General features: G+C 43.9%; 19 protein-coding genes. 3 read left to right on the top strand and 16 right to left on the bottom strand.

Annotated elements, in window-relative coordinates; genetic code table 11:
- Positions 1-62: 62 nt before the first annotated feature.
- The 5 genes from ACSVDE_RS00640 to ACSVDE_RS00620 form a co-directional block, all read right to left on the bottom strand.
- Positions 63-2,171: a HelD family protein gene (locus tag ACSVDE_RS00640; protein WP_439301906.1), complete on the bottom strand. Its 2,109-nt coding sequence runs from the start codon at positions 2,169-2,171 to the stop codon at positions 63-65.
- Positions 2,172-2,318: 147 nt separating this feature from the next.
- The gene (locus ACSVDE_RS00635) at positions 2,319-3,266 is read right to left on the bottom strand and encodes an ArsA family ATPase (RefSeq protein ID WP_439299030.1); all 948 of its coding nucleotides are present in this window, start codon (positions 3,264-3,266) and stop codon (positions 2,319-2,321) included.
- 21 nt (positions 3,267-3,287) lie between these two features.
- The gene (locus ACSVDE_RS00630; protein ID WP_439299029.1) at positions 3,288-3,554 is read right to left on the bottom strand and encodes a cory-CC-star protein; all 267 of its coding nucleotides are present in this window, start codon (positions 3,552-3,554) and stop codon (positions 3,288-3,290) included.
- Positions 3,551-3,862 (bottom strand): hypothetical protein, encoded by a 312-nt coding sequence (locus ACSVDE_RS00625; RefSeq protein WP_439299028.1) that lies wholly within the window; start codon positions 3,860-3,862, stop codon positions 3,551-3,553. The genes ACSVDE_RS00630 and ACSVDE_RS00625 overlap by 4 nt, the downstream gene beginning before the upstream one ends.
- Before the next feature lie 146 nt (positions 3,863-4,008).
- Positions 4,009-5,751, bottom strand: a complete 1,743-nt coding sequence (locus ACSVDE_RS00620) for a carbon starvation CstA family protein (RefSeq protein WP_439299027.1) — start codon at positions 5,749-5,751, stop codon at positions 4,009-4,011.
- A 160-nt stretch (positions 5,752-5,911) separates the two neighbouring features.
- On the opposite strand from ACSVDE_RS00620, the gene ACSVDE_RS00615 reads away from it, so the two are divergent.
- On the top strand, positions 5,912-6,292 hold the full coding sequence (locus ACSVDE_RS00615; RefSeq protein ID WP_439299026.1) for an NUDIX hydrolase: 381 nt from the start codon (positions 5,912-5,914) through the stop codon (positions 6,290-6,292).
- A 152-nt stretch (positions 6,293-6,444) separates the two neighbouring features.
- Here the strand turns inward: ACSVDE_RS00615 and ACSVDE_RS00610 are convergent, their stop codons facing one another.
- The 6 genes from ACSVDE_RS00610 to ACSVDE_RS00585 all read right to left on the bottom strand — a co-directional run bounded on the left by ACSVDE_RS00610 (position 6,445) and on the right by ACSVDE_RS00585 (position 12,867).
- A complete protein-coding gene (locus ACSVDE_RS00610) occupies positions 6,445-7,467 on the bottom strand; it encodes a hypothetical protein (protein WP_439299025.1) in 1,023 nt (340 codons plus the stop codon).
- Between the two features lie 39 nt (positions 7,468-7,506).
- Positions 7,507-8,361 carry a hypothetical protein gene (locus tag ACSVDE_RS00605; protein ID WP_439299024.1) on the bottom strand — a complete coding sequence of 285 codons (855 nt, stop codon included), beginning with the start codon at positions 8,359-8,361 and terminating at the stop codon, positions 7,507-7,509.
- A gap of 147 nt (positions 8,362-8,508) precedes the next feature.
- Entirely contained in the window at positions 8,509-9,837 is a 1,329-nt protein-coding gene (locus ACSVDE_RS00600; RefSeq protein WP_439299023.1) for a S8 family serine peptidase, read from the bottom strand.
- Between the two features lie 336 nt (positions 9,838-10,173).
- A complete protein-coding gene (locus ACSVDE_RS00595) occupies positions 10,174-11,073 on the bottom strand; it encodes a glycine betaine ABC transporter substrate-binding protein (RefSeq protein ID WP_439299022.1) in 900 nt (299 codons plus the stop codon).
- A 9-nt stretch (positions 11,074-11,082) separates the two neighbouring features.
- Positions 11,083-11,673 carry an ABC transporter permease gene (locus ACSVDE_RS00590; protein WP_439301905.1) on the bottom strand — a complete coding sequence of 197 codons (591 nt, stop codon included), beginning with the start codon at positions 11,671-11,673 and terminating at the stop codon, positions 11,083-11,085.
- 75 nt (positions 11,674-11,748) lie between these two features.
- A complete protein-coding gene (locus tag ACSVDE_RS00585; RefSeq protein ID WP_439299021.1) occupies positions 11,749-12,867 on the bottom strand; it encodes an ABC transporter ATP-binding protein in 1,119 nt (372 codons plus the stop codon).
- Positions 12,868-13,043: 176 nt separating this feature from the next.
- Between ACSVDE_RS00585 and ACSVDE_RS00580 the strand changes: the two genes are divergently transcribed.
- Complete coding sequence (locus ACSVDE_RS00580) at positions 13,044-15,587, top strand: transglycosylase domain-containing protein (RefSeq protein WP_439299020.1); 2,544 nt, start codon at positions 13,044-13,046, stop codon at positions 15,585-15,587.
- Between the two features lie 92 nt (positions 15,588-15,679).
- Here ACSVDE_RS00580 and ACSVDE_RS00575 read toward each other — a convergent pair whose 3' ends face one another.
- The 4 genes from ACSVDE_RS00575 to hemE form a co-directional block, all read right to left on the bottom strand.
- Positions 15,680-16,921: an ATP-binding protein gene (locus ACSVDE_RS00575; RefSeq protein WP_439299019.1), complete on the bottom strand. Its 1,242-nt coding sequence runs from the start codon at positions 16,919-16,921 to the stop codon at positions 15,680-15,682.
- A gap of 198 nt (positions 16,922-17,119) precedes the next feature.
- Entirely contained in the window at positions 17,120-18,508 is a 1,389-nt protein-coding gene (hemY, locus tag ACSVDE_RS00570; RefSeq protein ID WP_439299018.1) for a protoporphyrinogen oxidase, read from the bottom strand.
- A 2-nt stretch (positions 18,509-18,510) separates the two neighbouring features.
- Positions 18,511-19,449, bottom strand: coding sequence for a ferrochelatase (hemH, locus tag ACSVDE_RS00565; protein WP_439299017.1), 939 nt, complete (start codon positions 19,447-19,449; stop codon positions 18,511-18,513).
- Positions 19,450-19,482: 33 nt separating this feature from the next.
- A complete protein-coding gene (gene hemE / locus ACSVDE_RS00560; RefSeq protein ID WP_439299016.1) occupies positions 19,483-20,514 on the bottom strand; it encodes a uroporphyrinogen decarboxylase in 1,032 nt (343 codons plus the stop codon).
- Positions 20,515-20,916: 402 nt separating this feature from the next.
- On the opposite strand from hemE, the gene ACSVDE_RS00555 reads away from it, so the two are divergent.
- Positions 20,917-21,639, top strand: coding sequence for a hypothetical protein (locus ACSVDE_RS00555; protein WP_439299015.1), 723 nt, complete (start codon positions 20,917-20,919; stop codon positions 21,637-21,639).
- Between the two features lie 42 nt (positions 21,640-21,681).
- On the opposite strand, the gene ACSVDE_RS00550 is transcribed toward ACSVDE_RS00555, so the two are convergent.
- Positions 21,682-23,727 (bottom strand): methyl-accepting chemotaxis protein, encoded by a 2,046-nt coding sequence (locus ACSVDE_RS00550; protein WP_439299014.1) that lies wholly within the window; start codon positions 23,725-23,727, stop codon positions 21,682-21,684.
- Positions 23,728-24,515: the final 788 nt, after the last annotated feature.

Here is a 24,515-nt window from a genome sequence, read left to right as displayed (position 1 = left end):
AAACCGTTGATACATTTGGATTCAAAAAAAGTGCCAGGCACCAGGACCTGACACTTGATCTACTATTCTACTTTCTTTCCGACGAGTGGTGAGATCTCCCCTTCATGGAGGATCCAGAGCTGGTGCAGTGCGCGGGTACATCCGACATACATCAGCTTCGCATCAAAATCATTCAGCGGATAATGCTGAGCGTCCGCATCCATCATTATGACTGCATCGAATTCGAGTCCCTTCGTCATGTACACGGGCATGATTGATATCCCGCCTCGGTACTCGGTTTGATCCGCAGTGATGAGCGTAGCTTCCACGCCTGCATCAGTCAGACTTTCATACAAGTCTGCGCAGGATTTTGCCGTCCTTCCTACTAATGCGATGCTTTGGAAATCGGCTTTTTCAATCTCCTTCAACAGACGGATCACTTCTGACGTCCGTTCTCCACTCTTGATCCGGACTTCTTTCACCGGCTCTCCACTTCGGAAAACCGGTTTTGCCAATCCGGCTGTATGTTTCATATTTTCTAACATTCGGTTTGCATATTCGATGATTTCATAGGTGGAGCGATAACTTCTTTCCAGTTGAACGTATTTGCTCGGTCTTTCGTCAAACACATCCATGAATTCCTCCCACCGGTCAATTCCTTTATACGCATGAATGCCTTGCGAGATATCTCCTAGAATGGTGAATGAATCTTCCATCGCAATAGACTTCAACACTTCTATATGGAAAGGTGACACATCTTGCGCTTCATCAATCACCACGTGCTGATACGTAAACTGTTTCTCTTTACCGACAAGCTTCTGGTGGATCCACAGTATTGCAGGAAGATCTTCCGCAGTGACTTCTTTCTTTCCTAACCGCTTTCTCGTCTCTGCCACCACTTCATCCGGCAGGTATGTTTGAACCGGCTGTGCATACTCAGGCGCGTTCGTCTTTTTGAATAATTCCTTGTAAAAAGAGAACGCATCATAGTCCGGCCATGCCTTCATATATGTTCTTAATTTCTGATTGGCTGTTTTCTTCCGTTCTTTCCGCTCATGCGGCATTTGGTTTTCGACCTGTTGCTCGATCCAGGATTTCATCCGTTTCATGATTCGGTTACGTCGCACGCTCACCGCAAACAGCTGCTGCTCTTCATACCATTTCCTAATGATCTCACCTGTCAGCCTACAACCTTCCCATAAAACGAGATCGCCGTCTGGCACGAGGTTCTTCTCATACTTCAAAAAGACGTCTTCTGTCGCCTGTAGATACTTAAGAGAACCTTTCAACTTGCCGGGCTCCATCCCATTCTCTACAATGGTTCCTTTTTCAAAATAAGATTCCAAATGACTACTGTCGTCTATGACCTTGAACGTTCCACCGAGAATCTCTTTCGCCCATTCAGCGAATGTTGTTTGCTGGATGCCACCTACCCCTAGCTCCGGTAATACATTTGAAATGTAATCCAAGAACATCCGGTTTGGTGCAAAAATGATCATCTGACCTGCGCTGAGCGTATCCCTGTAATGGTATAGAAGATACGCAAGCCGATGCAACGCAACCGTCGTCTTTCCAGAACCTGCGACTCCTTGGATGATCAACGGCTGATTTTTTTCCGCTCGGATAATGTGGTTCTGCTCTGACTGAATCGTTGAAACGATATCGCGGAGCCGATTATCTTTCCGGTCCCCTAACCGGTATAGCAGGAATTCATCCGTACCACCCGTTTCATGGCTACCTTTCACATATGTATCGACCACTCGCTGCAATTTCCGGTTGCGTATGACGACATTCCGTTTCAGATGGATGTCCCCTTCAACCGTTCCCTCAGGCGAAGTGTAATAGATGTCTTCTTCTCCGCCGCTGAACGAGTAGAAAAGACTTGCAACTGGTGCCCTCCAATCAATGACAAGCAAGTCGTTCGTCGCTTCTCTAGAGACCCCGACTTTTCCGATACACAGCTCATCAGGGACCGATTTTCCTTCTTCGTGAAAATCGAGCCGACCGAAATACGGCTCTTCCTTCGCAATCCTCAGGTTTTGCCTCGTTTGCTCGCGGCTGTCATCAATCGCCTGTTCCGTAATATCCTCACCGTAATAGCGTCCGATTTTTTCCAACCGTGATAATTGATCTTCAATCTCTGCAGCGATTTGATCGAGTTGCTGCTTCTCCACTTCAAAGGCACTTTGAATCTTCTTACTCATATTCAGTTACCTCCTCTTTTAGATTTGTCCTGTAAAAAAGAGACAGAGTACAGATTTTACCAGATTTCTGAATCTAGAACAATCGCTTTTTGTCGGTCTTTAATAAAAAACAAAGGACACCTATGTGCCCTTTGTTTACGGTTGGACGTAAAGCTCTGCTTCCATTCTCTCGCTCACTTGATGTAGCGCTTCGAGCGATGAAACATCTCCGTCCAGCAACGGAATATAGATTTTTTCTTGTGCAAACGTTCGATTGATCCACTCGAGGTACTCTTTTTCCTGCTCCATCCGCTTTTGGAAAAACGAGCTCGTTTCCTCTTTTGGCAAAAGCTTGTTCACGACTAGCGTCCGAACATCGATCTCATGCTTCTTCAAAGTTTGGACGGCTTTTTCAGTCTCGACAATCGGAAGGCGCTCCGGATTCAGTACGAAGACATATTCCGTCTGCCGCTCATCCAGCAACACCTCACGGACTGCAGAGAACCGCTCCTTCCTTTTATGGAGGATGTCGTAAATCGGGTCCTCAATAGGTTCGCCGTCCTCCATCCAGGCAGAGTAGTTTTCGTTCATGCTCTGTCTTCGCTTCAACATGCCGTCGATCCAAGCGCCCATCAATTCCGGTAACGTCAGTAAACGAATGGTATGACCTGTCGGCGCTGTATCAAACACAATCGTATCGAACGCCGCTTTTTCATCAAGGATGATAGAGACAAGACGGTCGAATAACGCCGCTTCATCTGCACCAGGCGAGCCAGCCGCCAGGTCGATCTGTCTATGGACCTCTTCCACCATTTTCGATTTGACAAGCCCTTTCAAATTTTTCTTTACTCCATCTAAATATCGCTTCGTTTCTTCATCCGGATCGATTTCAATCGCCCATAGATTATCCGTCAAGGATTGCGGCTTCCCGGATAATGGCTTTTGAAAAATATCCCCGACATTATGCGCCGGATCCGTGGAGACCAGCAATGTCCGGTTTCCCTGTTTCGCAAGAGTCAGAGCGAATGCTGAAGCAGAGGTCGATTTACCGACGCCACCTTTTCCTCCGAAGAACACGATCTTTTTATTCAGTATCTTTTTCAATGGACCACACTACCCTTCTGTTCAGCAACAACGTATGCCTTCTAATGGTGATTTTTCCATCCCCATCCGCAAGTGCCACTCATGAAATCTTTCAATGATGACAGGATAGATTTCAAGCGTGTAATAGGAAACGGGATTCGGTATCCCTAACAGCTCTGATACGCATAACAGCAGGAATAGATCATCCTCGTCCCTCAGTTCTCTTTTGATTTCGGTTTTATGTGGATGGCTTAAGATCTCATCGTACATTTCAATCAACTTTTTGATCGACCACTTCATATCTGTCATTTTCCAACACCCAATTCTTGATGTATATTCTCCACAAGCGTTTCAATTGATTGAGAAGCCTGATTCATCCAATGTCCATTCAGAAACACAGCACCTCTCCGTGAACCCCAGAACGTATTCTTGATCATTGCGGTGAATCCGATCTGTCTTCTCTTCAACTGCCGGAACATATAATCCATGATGGAAATTGTATTGCGGGGGTCTACATAAATGACGTCGAGACGGTCCCCGAACCGCTCTACGATTTCCTGATACACCTTGCCGGTTTCTCTCATTTCATGAATGTCTTCTTCGAACTGATCGCTCATACTGATGAACCCGTCACCAGAAACACCGCCGCATCAGCCTCCACCGACCTCCGGCCAAACACGGATAATCAACAGCTCGTCCTTCATGAATCGTCCCTCCTTTATTGGTAAAAAAAGAAGGTCGGTATCCCGACCTTCTTTAATTGTTATGCGGACTTATCAATGTCAGAAGGTGTCCCTTTCTTGGAGAGGATGGTCATAGCCTCAAGTATGATCCAGAGCGCAAAGCCAAGGATGGCTGCTCCGAAAACGAACAACAACATGTTGGCATCTGAATCCCCAAGACCTGACCATTCGAATACGACCTGCTTCAACATCGCCCATACCGTCATGATGATGAGGAAGAGCATCGGAATGAACGTCGGCATAAAGTTTCTTCCTTGTTGCTTCAACCAGATCGAAATGAGTAATAAGCTGATTCCGGCTAATAGTTGGTTGGACGTACCAAACAACGGCCAGAGCAAATATCCACCGGAGCCGAAGCCATTCGGTCCTTCTGGAATAAGAACCAATGCAGCACTTGTACCAACAGCAATCGTCGTTGCGACGTGCGCTTTCGTAAGGGCAGGCACATTGTATTCCGTACCAAGTTCCGAAATGATGTAACGCATCAAACGAACGGATGTATCAAGTGAAGTCGCTGCAAAACTGATGACGATGACCGCTACGATCGTCGCACCGATATCCACCGGTATTCCGATTCCTGCCGCAAGCTGTCCAGCACCGTTGATGAAGTTCCCTAATCCGCCACTGCTTGCTGCAGCAAAACTGCTGTAAGCAGCGGTGAAATCTGCACCTGTTGCAAATAAGGTCGTTACTGCAATGATGGCAAGTAGTGCAAGCATCCCTTCACCGACTGCACCAGCATAACCGACAAAGCGGGCGTCCGTTTCCTTGTCCAATTGCTTCGAAGACGTACCCGAGGATACGAGTCCGTGGAAGCCTGAAATCGCACCACAAGCAATCGTAATGAACAACAGCGGGAAGATAGACATTTCAGCATTCGGATTCGTCGCAGGTGCTGTAATGGTCGGATGTGCAATCAAAACACCAGAGTATAGCATCAACAGTCCGATGACCAATTGGTGTGAGTTGATATAATCACGCGGCTGTAGCAGCTTCCAGACTGGTAAAGTCGAAGCGATATACACGTATACCATCAAGACGATGATCCAGACGAAGAACGCCATAGACACGCCATTCAATCCGAACATGACGGTCGTCTCTTCTCCACCGAACCATTTGACCAGGTCTACCTGGAGGGCAGGCACTTTAGAAGCAAGAACGGCAGCTCCATACATGAATGCCAGTGCAATGATTGAAGGCAACAGCATGCTGCCTTTCTTTTTGTATACAGAATACCCGATCCAGATCGCTAATGGGATTTGGATGAAGATCGATAATACCGAAGCCGGGAATTTAACAAATAGGTTTGCAATTGCCCAAGCAAAGACTGCGTTTACCATCAATACAAGAATAAGAATGATGAATAAGAACAATACTTTCGCACGTTTACCAATGAGCTTGCTCGCAATCGTTCCAACAGATTGTCCTTTGTTACGGACGGATAATACAAGTGTTCCAAAGTCATGGACACCAGCTGCAAAAACCGTTCCGAGGATGACCCAAAGGACCGCAGGCAGCCAACCCCAATAGACTGCAATTGCCGGACCGATGATTGGTGCAGCACCCGCTACAGAACTATAGTGATGTCCCCAAAGGACGAACCGGTTCGTCGGAACAAAATCGACACCGTCCTTATATTTGTGAGCCGGTGTCACATAATTCGGATCCAGTTTAAAGATTCGATCTGCAATATACTTCGAATAAAACCGATAACCTAACAAAAAGATTGATATTCCAACTAAAGCCAACACTAAACTATTCATTTCGCCTACCCCTCTCTTTCACTATTCAACATCCATAGTACGGAATCCGAAATATACTGTCAAGAAAATTCAGAATGTTAAAATGTTTGAAAATAATGTTAAACAAACAATTGATAAAAGGCGTACACTATAAGTAGGAAAAAAACTGATGGAGGTAATCATGATTTCACGAGCCATTATCATGAAGGATCGGAAAATACTTATGGTTAAGCAGCATGTAAAGCGAGGCGCAATCGTTTGGAATTTCCCCGGAGGCGGGGTTGAACAAGATGAAACCCCGGAAGAAGCATGTATTCGGGAAGTGAAGGAAGAGACGGGATACGACATCCGGATCACTTCCCTGTTTTCAAAATTCAAAGGTAAATTCACGTATTTAGCCGAGGTGATCGGCGGCGAGATGCATTTGGATCAAACCAATCCTGACAATGAAGATCTCCTCGATCTACGATGGATTTCACTAGATGATCTGGAAAAGTTCGATACGTATACACTGCCATTCGTCAAGAAATTATTAGATCAGGGTTCTAATGGAGAGGGTTAGGGTTCTGGATCATTTGAAATCTCCCGAATCACTATGTGGGCGTATCTGATAGGATGATATCGCTAAAATCTCAATGTCACCTATCCAGATGACGCATACAAATTTTCAAAGTAGAAAAAGGCTGGCCTGAAATGGCCAGCCTTCATCACTTATTATGGTAGTGCAACTGTTTTTGTTTCAGTAGTCGCTTCTTCCTCTACTTTAACTTCAGTTGTTTCTTCTACATCTGTTTCAACTTCTGTAGATTCTTCTTCATTGACTGTTTCTTCTGTCTCAGTGCTTTCTTCCGTTTCAGGAGCCACAGACAATTGGACAGCAGAGTTTTCTGCTGCATTAGCTTTTGCAATGTCGTTTGCGTTATATGCTTCAGAGTTCATCTTGTTTTCTTCAGAAGACTCGACTGTTGTTTCTTCTTCTGTGTCTTCATCAGTTTCTACGTCTTCTTCAGCATCTTCTTTTGTGTCTTCTTCAGTATCTGTGTCTTCTTCAGCATCTTCGTCTGTTTCTTCGTCTTCATCTTCTGTCTTAGCTTCTACGTCTGTTTCAACAGCTGGTTCTTCTGATTCAGCTGGTTCTTCAGCATCTGTTTCAGGTTCTACAGAAAGTTGAACTGCAGAGTTTTCTGCTGCATGTGCTTTTGCATTTTCACTTGCATGATAAGCTGCAGAATTTTTCTTGTTTTCTTCAGAAGGGTTTACTTTTTCCTCAGTAGCCTCATCTTTTTCAGTAGTATCTTCTTCTGCAACGTCAGTATCTTGCTCTTCTTCTACTGCATCTTCTGTAGCTTCAGTTGTCTCTTCATTTGATTCATCGGTTGCTTCTTCTTTAGTAGCACCTGTTTCTACGTTTTCTTCCGGAGTCACTGTTTCTTTCGGCTCTTCTTCCATTTCAGCTTTTGCTTTTACTGCAGAATTCTCTGACGCATGTTCCTTAGCCGTCTCACTCGCATTTACATGTCCTTGCGATTGTGCTTTATTCTCAGCAGATGGATGATCTTTCTTCTTCTTCATTTCTTTTTTCGTATCATCTTTTGCTTGGACTTCATCATGAGCTTGAACTTCTGCTTTCCCTTTACCTGCTGCTTCAGCTGAATCCATACCAAAGAATGCTCCTACTGAAAGTGCACCTGCTAATACAAAAGATTTCACTACCATTTTTCCGTTTACTCGTACCATCTAAATCTCTCCTTCTTCTCATTGATAATTATTTGTTGTTTACACAGCTTGAGAAAGAAGGTTTGATTTTGGTGGCGGTGAAGGAGGTGCATTGGTCCACTGATTGTGTGCCCTTCGATATTCCATTAAGAAGTCACCCTTAAGTGTGACCAACGGACCTTCCCTTTGTAAAAGTAAACCATATAAGGTAAAGCCACTTCCGGAACTTGTAGAATGACCATCTCCATTTCCTGTTGTTTTAGATAAATGTGTCATTGGATTCGACGGCATTACAACAGGTGCTTCTTTCCTTGGTTGATCCATTGGGAGAGGCGGTTCGTTTCCAGGTTCAGGTTGGTGGTTGCTGTTAACCTTTTGATCTAGTTGCCCTTCATTGCTTTTAGTCTCTACCTCACCTGAATCCTTGTTCTTTTTCTGAAGATGATTAGATGTTGAAGGTTTACTTTTCATTGGATCGTCATTACGCGCTTTATGTATTTTCGTGTCTTTATGGTCGGTCCCAACTTTTTCTTTTCTCTGATCTATACCTTTGTTTACCTTAGAAGAATCCTTTATTGCTCCAGGCTTTTTCGAAGGTCCAGTTGCTGGCTTTCCAGCAGATCTGTCCTTTTTATCAGATGGTTGACTTTGTTGGACATGATCAGGTCGCTTTTCACCTGCAACAGGATTTGCATTTTCATTAGTTCCCTTTGTATCAGTCTTTTTGGAAGGAGTATGATCTTTGGTTTTTGCCTCTGTAGATACCTTTTCTCCTTTTCCATTAGCAGCCTGTTCTTCTGCAGGTGGATGTTCAGGTTTTCCTTGATCAGCATGATCGTTCGCTAAAACTTCCGCCGGAACGAAAAGACATGCAGCCGTAACAACCCCTTTGACAAGCAGGGTTTTCATACGCACATACTTCACCCCCTTTCGTGTCTATTATAAAGTTCTACCTTTTCAGACAAATTCTGTCCGTTTAATCACTAAAAGTGCCAGGCACCTTTTAGAAAGTTGATGAATCAACGTTTCTGTGTGGTACCTGGCACTAACGTGAAGGTCTATTTATTTTACAGTATTGACCGCTTCATAAGCATTTACATAACCTGCGCCTACTTCGTGGAGCTCATAACCTGGCATTGCATCAGCAGTGTTGATCATCGTGTTCAAGATGTCATCTGGTGTCAATGCAGGGTTAGCTTCAAGCATCAATGCTGCTACACCGGAAATATGAGGTGTCGCCATGCTTGTACCACTTGCCGTCGTATAGAATGGCAGATGTTCAGGTGCAATGTAGTTGATGTCTTTCGTAGACCCTAGCGTGTTCATGACAAGACCTGTCGTAGACTTCGTTGCAACGATATCAACACCAGGTGCCGTGATGTCAGGGTGTACGAGATCATCCCCAGGAATACCTCGAGAAGAGAAGTCTGCGAGTTTCTTATCCTTCGTACCGGCTGCTACAGAAATAACCCATGGAGCAGCAGAATAAGGGTTCAATGTATCATTGTCTGGACCTTCATTCCCTGCTGCAAAGGAAACGAACATACCAGCGTCATGTGCTTTCTTACTTGCTACGTTGATTGGATCATTCGGTGAATATTCACCCGTTGTACCCCAGCTATTGCTGATGACATCGATTCCGTATTCTTCTTGATGTTCTAGTACATAATCAAAAGCCTCCAAAGCCCAAAGTACGCTGATTGCCTCACCAGTACCAAGTCCGACTAGCTTTGCATCAGGTGCTACACCTTTATACAAGCCGTCACTTGCCGTACCGAGTCCAGCAATCGTACCTGCTACGTGAGTACCATGACCAGAAGAAGTATCTGTGTTCAAGACGTTTTCTTGATAAAGTGCAGATCCACCAGAGAAGATGCTACCTGCGATGAATTTTACATTTTGTACGACCTTATCACCGAATGGAAGGTCTTGATGAGTCGCATCAATACCACTGTCGATTACCGCGACTGTCGTACCTTTCCCAGTGTATCCAAGATCGTTCCAAACTTTCTCAACACCGATCAATTGTCTTGAGTCACGAAGTTTATATTCCAATTGCTTATTGTAGAAAAGAGATGTTGCGTTGATCCCATTGGAAATAATGGACTCAACTTCCACTGCTGTCCCTTGAACAGCTACCATCGGAAGATTTTTGTAAGTCTTCGTCACTAACCCCAAGTCTTTTAAATCCTGCACTTGAGAGCTGGTCGGCATGGTCGGATACGTTACAACTGCCTCAACCGTAAACATGCTTCCTGCAGAATTCAGTACATTGGATAACGTTTCACCCACTTCGATGGATGAAGCTTTTGCTTGATTGTTGGATTGAGCTGCAAAAAACAACCCGACAACCATTGCCAAACTTAGGATAATTGAACTGAGTTTCTTCATTTTCTTCCTCCCCAAAATGTCTAAATTATCTTACATCTTAATTGTCTTGGAAAAGGAAGCTCTCTACAATCGAGCATTCGACATATATTTTAAGTAGGTACAAAACGCAGAATCATAGTACCTTTGATGTACCGGGTACTGTAAAAACCCTATATATTTAAGGTTTTTTTGAGTTCTTATACGAAAAAGCTCTGTTCTTAAGAATTATTGCCGAGACTTTCCTTGTCCTGCGGGTCACCGCACGCCCTGCGGAAAGCGAGCACATGAGGCGGAAATTGACGCCATCGAAAACAGCTTAAACAAAAAAATCCCCTCCACTAGGAGGGGAATTCTACATTAATCGATCAATCCTTTTTCCTTAAGGAAGTCGATTGCGACTTGTTTTGGATCTTCATTATCAATGTCGACTTTGGCATTCATTTGTGCCATCTCTTCGGATGAAATCTTTCCTTCCAATTCCTTCATCACCTTTTCCACATCCGGGAACTTGTCCAATGCTTCTTGGCGAATTACAGGTGCTGCAAAATATGGAGGGAAAAAGTTTTTGTCATCCTCCAACGTCTTCAGGTTGAACCGTGGGATACGCCCATCTGTTGAAAAGGCTGTGATAATATCCACTTCTCCGTCTTTTACCGCCTTATACATCAGGTTCGGATCGAGACTTTCCTTGCTTTTGAAATTAAAGTCATAAACTTTAGCGAACGGGTCATAACCATCTGCGCGTTCGTAAAATTCAGGAGGCGCACCGAAAATAAGCTGATCCGACTTCGGTGCCATTTCAGAAATCGTTTTGACCCCAAGTTCATTGTATGTTTCTTCTGTCATTGCAATTGCATAGTTATTTTCGAATCCAAGCGGTGGTAACCATACAATATCCTTTTCCTCTTTATAACCTTTTTTCGTTGCCTCATAGACCTCTTCAGGTGATTGATCCGGATTGTATTCTTTCTTCAATACAGCTAAGTATCCCGTACCGGAATACTCGACATACATATCGATGTCTCCGCCTTCCATCGCCTTCGTCAATACATCAACTTCACCAAGTGCTTCTTTCACTTGTACATCATAATCGGTATTACCTTTGATATATTCAGCGAGAATGTGAGGCAGGATGTATTGCTCGGTCCACTTTTTACCTGAGATGACGAGCGTGTCTCCACCAGCTCCTCCATTTCCACCGCATCCTGCAATGATTAGAATCAACATAAAAAACGGAATTAAAGTTTTCTTCAACATGAGATCCTCCTAGTCAGATTTTTTCAGTCCTTTTGGTGTGACGACTTTTTCGATACCTTTCAAGATCGCATCAAAGAAAATGGCCAATGCGGCTGCAGGCACTGCCCCTGCTAAAACCAGTTCGTTATTCAACGTACTCAAGCCACGATAAATGATATCTCCCAAACCACCTGCACCGATGAATGTCGCTAGTGTCGCGACACCGATCGTCAATACGGTTGCTGTTCGGATTCCAGCCATGATAACAGGCAGCGCGAGCGGTAGTTCAATTTTCCATAGTATTTGCGAGGAAGTCATCCCCATACCTTTCCCTGCTTGAATCAATGCATCATCAACACCGACGATTCCTGTATATGTATTCCGCAAAATCGGCAACAACGCATAGACCATCAACGCGATGATTGCAGGAGTGCTTCCAATCCCAAAGACTGGCAATAAGAATCCGAATAACGCTAAGCTCGGAATCGTTTGAAAAACGGCTGTAATACCGATGACGAATTCAGCGATTTTCTTCAATCTTGAAATGAAGATTCCAAGTGGAACAGAGATCAGGATCCCGATCAGTATCGAGACAAAAGATAAATAGAGATGTTCTTGCATGGCCGTGAAAATCGTTGGCCATCTTGAAATGAATGTATCAATGAATGTTGTCCATTCCAAAGGAGTCCCCCCTTCCTAAACGAGTTGTTTCATGCCAGCCAGCCCGCGCATCATACTTGAGCGGGTAATCAAGCCGACTAGACGCCCGTCTTCTACGACTGGGATCGTCTTTACTTCATGTTTTGCGAACATTTCTGCGATATCTGTATAGGACGTCTCCGTGGTCGCAAATTGCTTTACTTCATCCATGATGTCCTGAACTTTTTTCGACTCATCGCCATAATGATCTTCCAATACATCAAGCTCCACTACACCTTCCAGCTCACCTTTTTGATTCGTGACCATCAAGCTGTCGACTGTGTAGCTTTTCATGACTTTCAAAGCTTCAGCCAATCCACGGTTCCCTTTGACGGTTGCAACCTTTGAAAGCATCAATGAACGCGCTGTCTTGCCACCCATCTCCTTGTTCATCCGCTCTTCACCGATGAACTCTTCGACAAACTGATTCGCTGGGTGACGTAAAATTTGATCAGGTGTATCTAACTGGATGATCTGACCTTCGTGCATGATGGCGATCCGGTCGGCGATTTTCAACGCTTCATCCATATCATGCGTGACGAATACGATCGTCTTTTGGATGCTGTCCTGTAATGCCACGAGCTCATCCTGTAACTGCTCGCGGCTGATCGGGTCCAATGCACTGAACGGTTCATCCATCAGGACGACTGGCGGCTCTGCTGCTAATGCCCGGATGACCCCGATCCTTTGTTGTTGTCCACCACTCAATTCAGATGGATATCGTTTCTTGAATACATCTGGCTCAAGTCCGACCAGCTCCAACAGCTCGTCCACTCTTCGTATGTACTTGTCTTTTGACCATCCTTTCAATTTCGGTACGAGGGCGACGTTCTCTTCAATGGTCATATGCGGAAATAGACCGATCTGTTGTATGACATAACCGATGTTTCTTCTCAGTTCTACCGGATTTTGATCCTTTATATCTTTCCCATCAACTAAAATTTCTCCACTGCTTGGCTCCAATAATCGATTGATCATTTTCATCGTCGTCGTCTTCCCACAACCACTCGGACCGATCAACGTGACCAATTCTCCTTTATGTATGTGAAGGTTGATGTTCTTCAACGCTTGGAATCCATCAGGAAAGGTTTTGTTCACTTCCTTGAATTCAATCATTCTTCTAACCCCCTTTATCTGCTCCTTTTTTACCATCATTATAGAATACCCTCTGTACTATTTAATAAACACCCTCTTAGGAAATTCAAGCAACCTGCTCATCACATGTTTATTTATGGAAGCAACAGGGTAATTTTGTGTACAGATTAAATTGCCGAAAAGAAAGGTTGAGTCGTATGTTATCACGGTTTAAATGGAAGAAGACATCAAGAAAGCACAACAATCAGAAGGGATATATCAAAATCCTGCTTGCGACTTTCCTCGTCTTTTTCTTGATACTCCTCACAGGTGGGGTCACTGGTCTCGCGTTCATCCAAAGTGCTCCGAACCTGACGGAGGAACAATTGAAGAATGCACAGTCTTCAGCGATTTATGACATGAACGGAAATAAAGTAGCTGACCTGGCAGGTAGCGAACATCGGATTCTAGTAGACATCGATAACGTTCCAGAGCACGTTAAACAAGCTTTCCTAGCTGTTGAAGACGTTCGATTCAAGGAACACTTCGGGATTGATGTCAAACGGATTGCCGGCGCTGCACTTTCAAACATTAAAGAAGGATGGGGAGCTGAAGGTGGAAGCACCATTACACAACAAGTCGTAAAGAATACATATTTATCCCCGGAAAAAACGATTAAACGTAAGATCCAAGAAGCTTATCTTTCTATTAAAATGGAACGCAAGTATTCGAAGGACGAAATCCTCGAAATGTACTTGAACAAAATCTATTTTGGACATGGTGCTTATGGCATCGGTGCAGCAGCTGATGTTTATTTTGACAAGCATGTCGACGAGCTGACAGTTGCTGAAGCCGCTTTGCTGGCTGGTCTTCCACAAAGACCGAGTGGTTATGACCCTATGAAAAATCCTGATCAAGCTCTTGAGAGAAGAAACCTTGTCCTCTCTCTCATGGAGAAGCATGATTTTATAACGAAAGCAGAAGAGAAAGAAGCTACAGACACCAAGCTGGAAAAGATTTTGCACAAAAAATCTGATGAATCCATTTATCAGTCTTACATCGACTATGTGTTGGACGAATTGAAAGAAAAAGGAATCAAGGAAAGTGAACTTTACACTGGTGGCTTGAAAATTTACACAACCTTGGATCCTAAAGCGCAAACACATACGGAAAACATGCTTCGTAAAAATGATGTCATTCCGTATCCGAATGATCAGTTCAAAGCTGGTGTTGTCCTCTTGGATACGAAAACGGGGGCAATCCGAGCAATCGGTGGTAATCGGAAAAGTGCCGAGGAACAAATCAAACGTGGTTTCAACTTCGCTACGGACATTAAAAGGCAACCCGGATCGACGATCAAGCCGATTTTAGATTATGGACCGGCAATTGAATTTGAAAAATGGTCGACTTATCACCAGATTGAAGATGAAGAACTTGAAATTGACGGGAAAGAATTCCAGAACTGGGACGAGGAGTATCACGGAATGGTTTCCATGAGAGAAGCCCTTATCCAGTCTTATAACATTCCTGCAATCAAGACCTTCATGGAAATCGGTGGCGAACGGTCCGTCAAATTTGCAAACCAGCTTGGCATTCCGTTGAAACATGCTTTTCCAGCTTATGCAATCGGTGGTTTCGGAGATGGCGTTTCCCCGCTTCAAATGGCCGGTGCGTATGCTGCATTCGGAAATCAAGGAAACTATACCAAGCCATATGCATTGACGAAAATCGAATATCCGAGTGGAGAAACGAAGTCGTTTGAGACAAAACCGAAAAAAGTCATGAACCAATATACCGCCTACATGATCACGGATATGCTAAGAGATGTGGTCAAGCGTGGAACGGGTACACTTGCGCAAATCGATGGTCTCGATGTGGCAGGAAAAACAGGGACGACCAACCCGCCTGAAGGCATCGAAGACGGTTCGACAGATGCATGGTTTGTTGGATATACGACTCAATATACAGCTGCTGTTTGGACAGGTTATGAGCAAACTAGTGCTGAACAATTTGTAACCAATGAAGATTCCAAAATTTCAAAGCTTCTTTTCAAAGAAATCGTGGGACACGTATCCAAGGATGTCGAAACACCAGGATTTGAACAACCTTCTACTGTAAAAGAAGTGAAGATTGATAAGCGGAATGGACAAAAGGCATCCAGCTATACCCCATCGTCCAGTATCATTACTGAACTATTTGTAACAGGGACAGATATCCCGGATGCCTACAAACCTGTAATCAAGAAAAAACCTGAAAAGAACGACACGAAAGATAACGAAAAGCGTAAGAAAGAAGAGGAAGAAAAGAAAAAACGTGAAGAAGAGAAAAAGAGAAAGGAAGATGAAGAGAATTCCGGAGACGACGGCTCTGGTGACGATTCCAGCGGAGGCGACTCCGGTGGCGACGGTTCTGGAGATGGATCTGGCGGCGGTGACTCTGGTGGCGACGGTTCCGGTGGCGGTGACTCCGGTGGTGACGGATCTGGTGACGGTTCCGGTGGCGGTGACTCCGGCGGCGATGGCTCTGGAGATGGATCCGGCGGCGGTGACTCCGGTGGAGATGGCTCTGGAGATGGATCCGGTGGCGGTGACTCCGGTGGAGATGGCTCTGGAGATGGATCCGGTGGTGGTGACTCTGGCGGCGATGGCTCTGGAGACAGTTCCGGCGGCGGTGACTCCAGCGGCGACGGCTCTGGTGACAGCACTGAATCTGGAGATTCATCTAATTCAGACTCCAATAAGAAAAAGAAAGACAACTCATAAATCAGGCCTAAGTCTTGCCAATTCGGGCTTTCTTACAAATAAAAAGGACCAACGACTCTCATAAATAAAAGCGCCTCAAGGGGCGCTTTTTTCTATATTAAAGGAATTCTCACTGTAACAGTCGTCCCTTTGTTCGGCAAACTTTTATAATAGATGGACCCCTTCATATTTTTGATCAACTTATACGTAATCATCGTACCAAGTCCAGTTCCCTTCGTCTTGGTCGTATAGAAAGGGAGTCCGATTTTTTCGAGCTCTTCATTTGTCATACCTTTCCCATTGTCTTCAATGAGGAGGTCTATATGACCTGGGGTCGTGACTTTCTCTTTGATGACGATTTGACCACCGCCTTCAATTGCTTCAATCGCATTCTTTATCAAATTGATGAGACACTGCTTCAAGTGTTGTTCATCCGCTTTGACAAAATGATGTGCCTTCAATTTCGATTGGATGACGACATTATGATAAACCCCTAAAGGGGCAAGCAATGAAATCGTGTCTTCCACCACTCGTTTCAGATTGATTTCATTAAGAGTCAATTCATTCGGTTTTACCAAAGCCAGATAATCAGAAATGATCTTATTGCTCCGGTCCAGCTCATCTACCAAAAGAGGCGCATACTGCTTCAATTGCTTGTCTTTCGTATCGGTAGAAAGAAACTGGATCATCCCTCTGACTGTGGTCAGTGGATTCCTGATTTCATGTGCGATGGACGCAGCCATTTCCCCTAGTATGGACAGCTTTCCTAAATAAATGGTCTCTTCTAATTGCATGTTGATGCGAAGCAGACGATCAATCAAAGTGAGCATCAAGAAGAAAGTGATGACGAGTGGAACGAAATAAGCCACATAAAATTGCATACTCAGAAAGTCAATATAGATATTCAGAATCAAAATGTAAAATAGAAAGTACAGGAAAATCGCCAGGAAGCCTGGTTTCCACTTCTTATGTGCATCCTTGAACATTTTCGAATAACCGAGGCTGGTCAATAAAGCGACGATCGTAATCAAAACACCTACCCACGCAAATTCCCCACCTATACTCAATCTCGCCATGATGATGAAAAATGCACAGATTCCACCTGGAATGATGCCAGCGTACAAAGTGACGATCAGCAAGGGTACTGTCCTCAGGTCGAAAACCGTTGACCTCAACACCTCGATAGGATAAGCCATACATAATAAGGCAGCAATCGAGCTTAACACACCAAAGTATACTTTTTCCTTTAAAGTGATGGATCCCCTGTATGTAAAAGGGAACAGCATATTTGCGATAAAAGTGATTGAAACGATAATTGAAATGTTAACGAAAATCGGTTTGATGAGTTCTGCCATCTGTATCCCTCTGAATCTCTGACTTCCAATGTAAATGTAATATGTACCATTTGTCATTATAGCAGAACATGTTTAAACCTAATAGCTCAATAATGATGCATATTACAGCTTATATCCAAAGAAAAGCTGACACATAAGTGAAAACCCGCTCCAAAGATAATCTTTGACAAGAGGTTGTTCCATGTGCCAGCTCGGCTCTTATTTCAACGACTGTATAACGTTCTCTGCTGCTTTTTCTCCAGATACGATACAATCCGGCAAACCGATGCCGTCAAATGAGGCACCCGCCAAACGCACACCTGGATAATCACGATCAAGCAATGCTTTAACCTTTTCTTTATTCTCTTGGTGACCGACGAGATACTGAGGCATCGCCTTTTTCCATCGCGTCACATAGTAGAACTCAGGTGTGGCTTGTACATCCATGATGTCGGATAAGTCATCCAACACTTTTGATAAAATCGTGTCATCTGATTCATCCACGATGCTTTGATCATGCTCCCTACCGACATAACAGCGGAGCAATACATAACCCTCAGGCGTCGTGTGCGGCCACTTCTGATTGGTCCACGTACATGCTGTGATGGTATATGGTGACTTTTTCGAAACGACAAAACCTGTCCCATCTAATTCATTCGTAATGGCGGATTTCGGAAATGCCATCGCGATCGTGGCGACAGATGTCGCCGGAACCTCACCAATCAGCTCGCGTATTTCATCACTGAAGTATTGAGCTGCTCTACGACCTGGTGTCGTGACGATGATATGATCCCCTTCAATTGAAGCGTTGTCCTCGAGCTTGATCGAATAGCCTTCCCCTTCCTTTATAATGGAAGTGACGGAACTATTTTTGCGAATCTCAATTCGTTCATCGAGCTGCTGTTCAAGTTCAGACACGAGAGAAGACAGTCCCTGTTTCAATGTAAGGAAAACTCCTTTTGACGAGCCAGACTTCTTACTCGGTTTCCGAGTCCGCTTCATCCCAAGAATCAAACTGCGGTGTTTGCTTTCAATGGTCTCAAATTGAGGAAACGTCGATTGCAAGCTGATTCGGTCGATGTTGCCGGCATAGATTCCAGATAACAGTGGCTCGATCATGTTCTCGACGACTTCAGTGCCGAGTCTTCTCTTAAAGAATGCACCGACTGACTGATCGCCTTGCACATTGCTTTTTGGCAACACAAGATCCAAACTCGCCCTTGCCTTCCCTTTTAAAGAGAAAAGACTGCTTGATACAAAAGGACTCATCTTCGTCGGAATCCCCATCACAGCCCCTTCAGGCATCGGATGAAGCTTTTTACCATAAAGGATATAAGCTTGTCCCGTGTGATTGTTGACGAGATCGTGATCCAGTCCGACCCGCTTGATCAGATCCGTCATCGCATGTTTCCTCTCCAAGTAGGAATCCGGTCCCCGTTCGATGACGAACCCATCTCTATGGATCGTCTCGATCTTCCCGCCTAGACGTTCCGTTGCCTCCAGGAGGGTAACTTTCGCAGAGATGTTCTGTTTCTCGATTTCATTTTGTAAAGAAAAAGCGGCAGAAAGACCTGTGATCCCTCCGCCTATGACGACTATTTGTTTCATGTTTAATCCCGGCTTTCCAGCTTTTTCGAAACGACACGAGCCAGCGTTTCGATGAATTCAGGCTTGGCATTCGGCATTTCTGGTCGATAATAGTTGGCACCAAGCTGATCAGTGACCACTTTACATTCATAGTCATTGTCGTATAGAACTTCCAAGTGTTCTGTAACAAAGCCGACTGGACAATAGATGAAATTCTTGAAGCCTTCTTGCTCAAACAAGTCTTGCGTCAAGTCCTGAACATCTGGTCCGATCCAAGGTTCTGGAGTGTTCCCCGCACTTTGCCAACCAGTTGTGTAGTTGGAAGCTCCTGCTTCTTCTGCTATCAATTTCGCTGTCTCTTCTAGTTGATCCGGATATGGGTCTCCCATCGAGATGATTCGTTGCGGAAGACTATGTGCTGAGAAGATCACGACTGTACATTTATGGTCCTTTTCTGGTATTTCAGTATAGATCTGCTTGATTCTCTCTGCCCAGTAAGAAATGTAACCAGGCTCATCGTACCAGGAATCCACCGGTGTGATTTTTGGACCCCCTAGCTTTTCAGCTTCTTCCAATGCACGCCCGTTATACGACTTGACGGAGAAAGTTGAATAGTGAGGAGCCAGTACGATGCTGATCGCCTCTTCAATACCATCCTTATGCATTTCTTGGACTGCATCTTCGACATACGGGTCGATATGCTTTAATCCTAGATACGCTTTGAATTCGATATCATCATACATCTCGTTAAGCTTTTCTTCGAGTTTGTCTTTTTGATCGTTTGTGATTTTCGCAAGAGGAGAAACCCCTCCAATTGCTTCATACCTTTCAACTAGATCCCTTAAATCTTCTTGGGGTGGTTTTTTCCCTCTGCGGATATGAGTGTAATATGATTCGATTTCGTCTGGGTGTCTTGGCGTTCCGTATGCCATGACCAGCACCCCGATTTTCTTCTTTTTCAATTCATTCACCCCATCTCAATTGATTAAAAAATGTTACTTAGCTGTATATTCATGTACGAAAGCCGTTAAACGCTTCAACGTATCTGGATCCACTTCAGGGAATACACCATGACCGAGGTTGAATATGAACTTGGATGATTCTGTCCCTTGGTCTAGGATTTCCTTCGTACGTTCCTTTATTACATCCCATGGTGCGAGCAACAATGCGGGCTCAAGATTCCCCTGGACCGTTTTGTCGATGCCCCGAGCTCTCGCCTCACGGATCGGTAAGCGCCAGTCAAGTCCGACAACATCGAGCGGTAGGTCGTTCCAATCATTTGCAAGATGGCTTGCACCGACCCCATGCATGATCAGTGGAACATTCTCTTCTCTCAGCTCTGTAAAGATTCTCTCCATGACCGGTTTGATATATTTCTGGTAATCCGCCACATTCAAAGCGCCGACCCACGAGTCGAAAATCTGGAACGCCTGTGCACCCGCGTTAATTTGGGCTTTTGCATAACGGATGACCGTATCAGCCAACTTATCCATCAATTGGAACCATGCTTCAGGCTCAGAATACATGAACGCCTTCGTCTTGTAATAGTTCTTGGAAGGTCCACCTTCAATCATGTAGCTCGCAAGTGTAAATGGAGCCCCACTGAAGCTGATTAAAGGTACAGATAGCTGTTCGCGCAATAGTTTAATCGTATCGAGCACATAAGGAACATCCTGAACCGGATCGATCTCTCCAAGTCGATCCACATCCGCTCTTGATCGAATCGGATTGTCAATGACAGGTCCGATTCCTGATTTGATTTCCACATCCACTCCAATTGCCGGTAGCGGGGTCATGATATCTTTATAAAGGATGGCTGCATCTACATCGTATTGTTCGACAGGAAGTCGAGTTACATATGCACACAGCTCTGGTTGATGCGTAATTTCAAACAAAGAATTTTTTTCTTTGATTTTTCGATATTCCGGTTGAGAGCGCCCTGCTTGTCTCATGTACCAAGTCGGGACATGTGTGACTTCTTCTCCTCTACACGCTCTTAAAAATTGATCATTGAATTGTTTCGTCATGACTACTCACCTTTCATGTTAATACCTTGACGTCGTTTCGTCCGTTGCATAGTCGAATTATCATCATTGTAAAAGAAAATAAAAACATTGTCATTTTATAACCATTATAACTATACTTGTAATGCTGAAATATGTATACAGCCACAAGGAATCTGTCATAATTTAGTCGTAAATTTGGCCTACGGTTTCAACAGGACCTATGTAGGGTATTTTGTTAAAACGATTACCATCTATAGGGAATTTTGACATCTACATAGAAGTAAATTCGTAGTTCCCGATTTTTCGTCTATACTATTACAGAACTGTATCAACAACTAAATCATACAAAAACCCTTTCCTATGTTCGAAAGGTTGAAGGTGGGGATTCCGACAATGAGTTCATTACGCAAGGAGAGAAGAAATATGCATAAGAAAGAGAAAGGCGGACCTAAATGGTATAAATTCGCCTCGATCTTCTTCATCGGATACGGCATCATGTATCTAGTGATTTTCATCAAAAAACTCTTCTTTTCTTCATTGACCATTGAAGATATTTCGAGACTTTATCTATATGACCTGGAAGCTTCTTTCATATTCAGTATTATTGCCGGTACGATCATTTTCATGTTCGTCTATACAAAATTACAGTTACGTCATAAGCAGAGGATCTTGTTCGACCAGCTGCCGAATCTTTTCATGCTCAGGATGATTCTTTATATCTGCCTTTATTTCTTGATCATATTGATATTATTGGGTCTATACATGATTTTCACGACCCTCTTCATCCAACGGACTGGCGGCTCACTGAACCTATCGTATTCCGTCTATTATTGGGCAGTGGTCTTCTTATTCGTCGACCGGCTTGCGAGTTTCTTCCTGATCGATAAGGTAAGAACGAAGCAATTGATTCTCTTGCCGTTCCTTATTTTTTATTTAGGGGTTCTCATCGGCTTCAAATTCCAAACGACCTACCAATTGGTGTTTCAATTCATGGGCAACGGTTTGGTGATGCTGATGTTCGGACTCTTACTCGTCGAACGGTACCGGATCTATCGCAATCAAAATAATGCTCCATCGGCTCCAATGGAAGAAAACATTCCAGAAGATAACGATCGAAGAGAAGATGAAAGAACATTTGAAGATTAGAAAAAGAGGGTGCCCATTGTGATTGGGCACCCTCTTCTATGCTTATACTTCCTTATTCATTTCCTTTTGTTCTTCTACTGCTTCTTTTTCAACCTTGAATTGCTGGACCAATTCGATCAATGCATTACTTGCTGTATTCAAGGCTTCTGCTGAGTCACCGACCGTTTCCAGTGCCCTTTGTTGCTCATCTGTCGAAGCACTCACTTCTTCAGAAGAAGCTGCTGCTTGCTGAGCGACCGCTGAAATGTTCTGGATCGATTCCATGACCGCTTCTTTATGCGAATTGAGGTTTGTAACGTCGTCTCCGATAGACGAAATCGACGTAATCATCGTATTCAAGGATTCAGCTAACAGCTTGAACGCTTCCTCTGTACCTTGGACGACTTCGCTTTGTTCAGCTGAAATGACTTTTGTATGATTCATTTCTATGCCGACACGCTTCGATTCGTCTTCAATCCCTTTCAGGATGGTTTTGACACGTTCAGTCGCCACTGCAGATTGTTCTGCCAATTTACGTACCTCAGTCGCAACGACAGCGAATCCTTTTCCACTTTCACCTGCACGTGCAGCTTCAATGCCTGCATTCAAGGCTAACAAATTCGTTTTCTCTGAAATCTCCGTAATCGTTGTAATGACTTCTTCTACTTCTTTAATCTTGTCATTCAAGCCCTGGATGACAAACTCTACGGACTCGAGCACCTGGTTGGATTCCTGGTTTTTCGTACGTAGTGTTGTAATTTGATCCATTCCTCGTTGGTTCGCGTCGTTCGCACCATCTGAAAGTGCCAACATGGATTTCGTCTGTTCACTGATTCGCTCAATGTCCTCAGACAAATTGATCGCACGTACATGTGTCGTCTCAACGTCGGATGCTTGCTGGGATGACCCTTTTGCGATATCTGTTACCGCCCGGGAAACTTCTTCACTAGAAGCAATCGTCTCCTCTGCAACCGCGCTCAGGTTTTCAGCCGATTCCGTTACCTGGTATGAAGAGTTTTTAACACTATGCAGTAAGGAACGCATCTTATCGACCATTGAATTGAAGTGGATCGTCAAGTCTCCGATTTCGTCCTTACTGTTTGTCACAGCATTCACAGTCAGATCACCTGATGCGACCTGGTTCAATTGATCACGTAGCTCTTTGACAGGTCTTGTGATGCTTCGTGCGAAGAAATAGCTGATTCCGATTGAAACCAATACGATGATCAACGCAATGATGAGAATGACATCTCGGATGTTTCCAGCTTCTTGCGTAAGAGCAGTGTTCGGTGTTGATGTCCCAACTTTCCAACCTGTAAGATCGATCGTATCGAAATTGACGAATCTATCATCCTTTTGATCCTCAACTGCATTGACTTTGGATGCGTACATTTCTTCTACATACGCATTCTTTTCGATCGCTTTTTCCCCTTTTAATGTCGGGTGGACCATCGCTAATCCGGATTTATCGAATAAGAACGGATAGCCGTCATATTTGACTTCTGTATTGGTAACGACATTTGCCAGGTTTTGAAGACTCATATCCATCGCAACGACACCAAGCACTTTGTCGGTACCAGGATCCACGACAGTCTTTGCGGTCGTCAAAACATATTCTCCTGTAGCCGCATCTTCATATGGATCCGTCCATATCACAGCCGATGGGTCTTCAGTAGCTGACTGATACCACGGTCTGGATGTTGGATCGTAATCTCCCGGCAACTCCAAGAATGGCGTAATCTTCATTTTCTTGTTCGGACTAGCTAAGTAAAGGTACGCAACGTTTTCGTTCAGATCTAAATATTGCGCGAAATCCCGATCGACGATTTTCCAGTCGCCGTCTTCCGTATCGGCACCGCTTTGGGAGGATTTCAAGGATTCAATGATCCTTTCATCCTGACTGTAACGCACCATTGTTTGTTCAATACCTTCAAGGTACATGCTGATCTGGCTCGACATCTGGTCGACTTTCGCCTCTGTCTGGGCTTTCACATTCGATTCCATCGTATCTTTAACCCGGTCGTATGTAAGGAAAGCAACCGAGAATAGGGAAACGAACAGAATGAGTCCCATGACAAGCATCAGCTTGGTTTGTAGCTTTTTAAACATATCCCTAACCCCCTGTGTAAATAAAAAACCCTCTGTCCATTTTCATATCGACTTCCCTATGAAAATGTTTACATTGCAACCTTAGGTCGAAAATCCTATTTATTGAAAATTTCTGAATGCTTGAACGGTACCAGGTACCATTTCGGATCCCTTGCCTATCAAGAGGTTTGAAATGGTACCTGGTACGCATAAAATATTCCACAAAAAAAAGACCCGAATCACTTTAAAGGGTTCTGATACCTGTCACAAAACCGTAATTTACTTTAGAAATTGCATATGGAAATGCATAGATAATTTCACTGTATTTCATATCGTATAAGATAAAAAATAAGCCGAACTTTCAATCCATTACGGATCGATGTGCGGCTATTATTCTATTCCAGTTCTTTAAACTAAAGCGCTCGATAATTAATGAAGAATGACTAATTCATAAATCTAACGGACATTGAGGACCTTATTTCTATAAATTATTCATTTTCACTAAACTTAACGGACATATGATACCTTATTTGGTTCAAAATCATCCAATACAATATACTTTTTAAAAAATAGCGCATCTGATGTCCGTTTGCACACCGAAATTAGCGTTTTTGTCACAAATAACGGATCTGATGTCCGTTAAACCCTATCTCCCACCTTCAACAATCCTGCTTCCGCATTCTAACAAAAACAACTAATAGTAAAATGCAGGTCAATTTGCAAACATACAGGGGATTCTGTAAGCTTACAAATTCGTATGCAAATGTTCAAACAATTTAACGTTCTATTTGAGCAATAATCCTTACAAA

It is taken from the genome of Pseudalkalibacillus sp. Hm43, assembly GCF_051842935.1.
Lineage (GTDB): Bacteria > Bacillota > Bacilli > Bacillales > Fictibacillaceae > Pseudalkalibacillus.
This window is presented reverse-complemented; position numbering and strand designations above follow the sequence as displayed.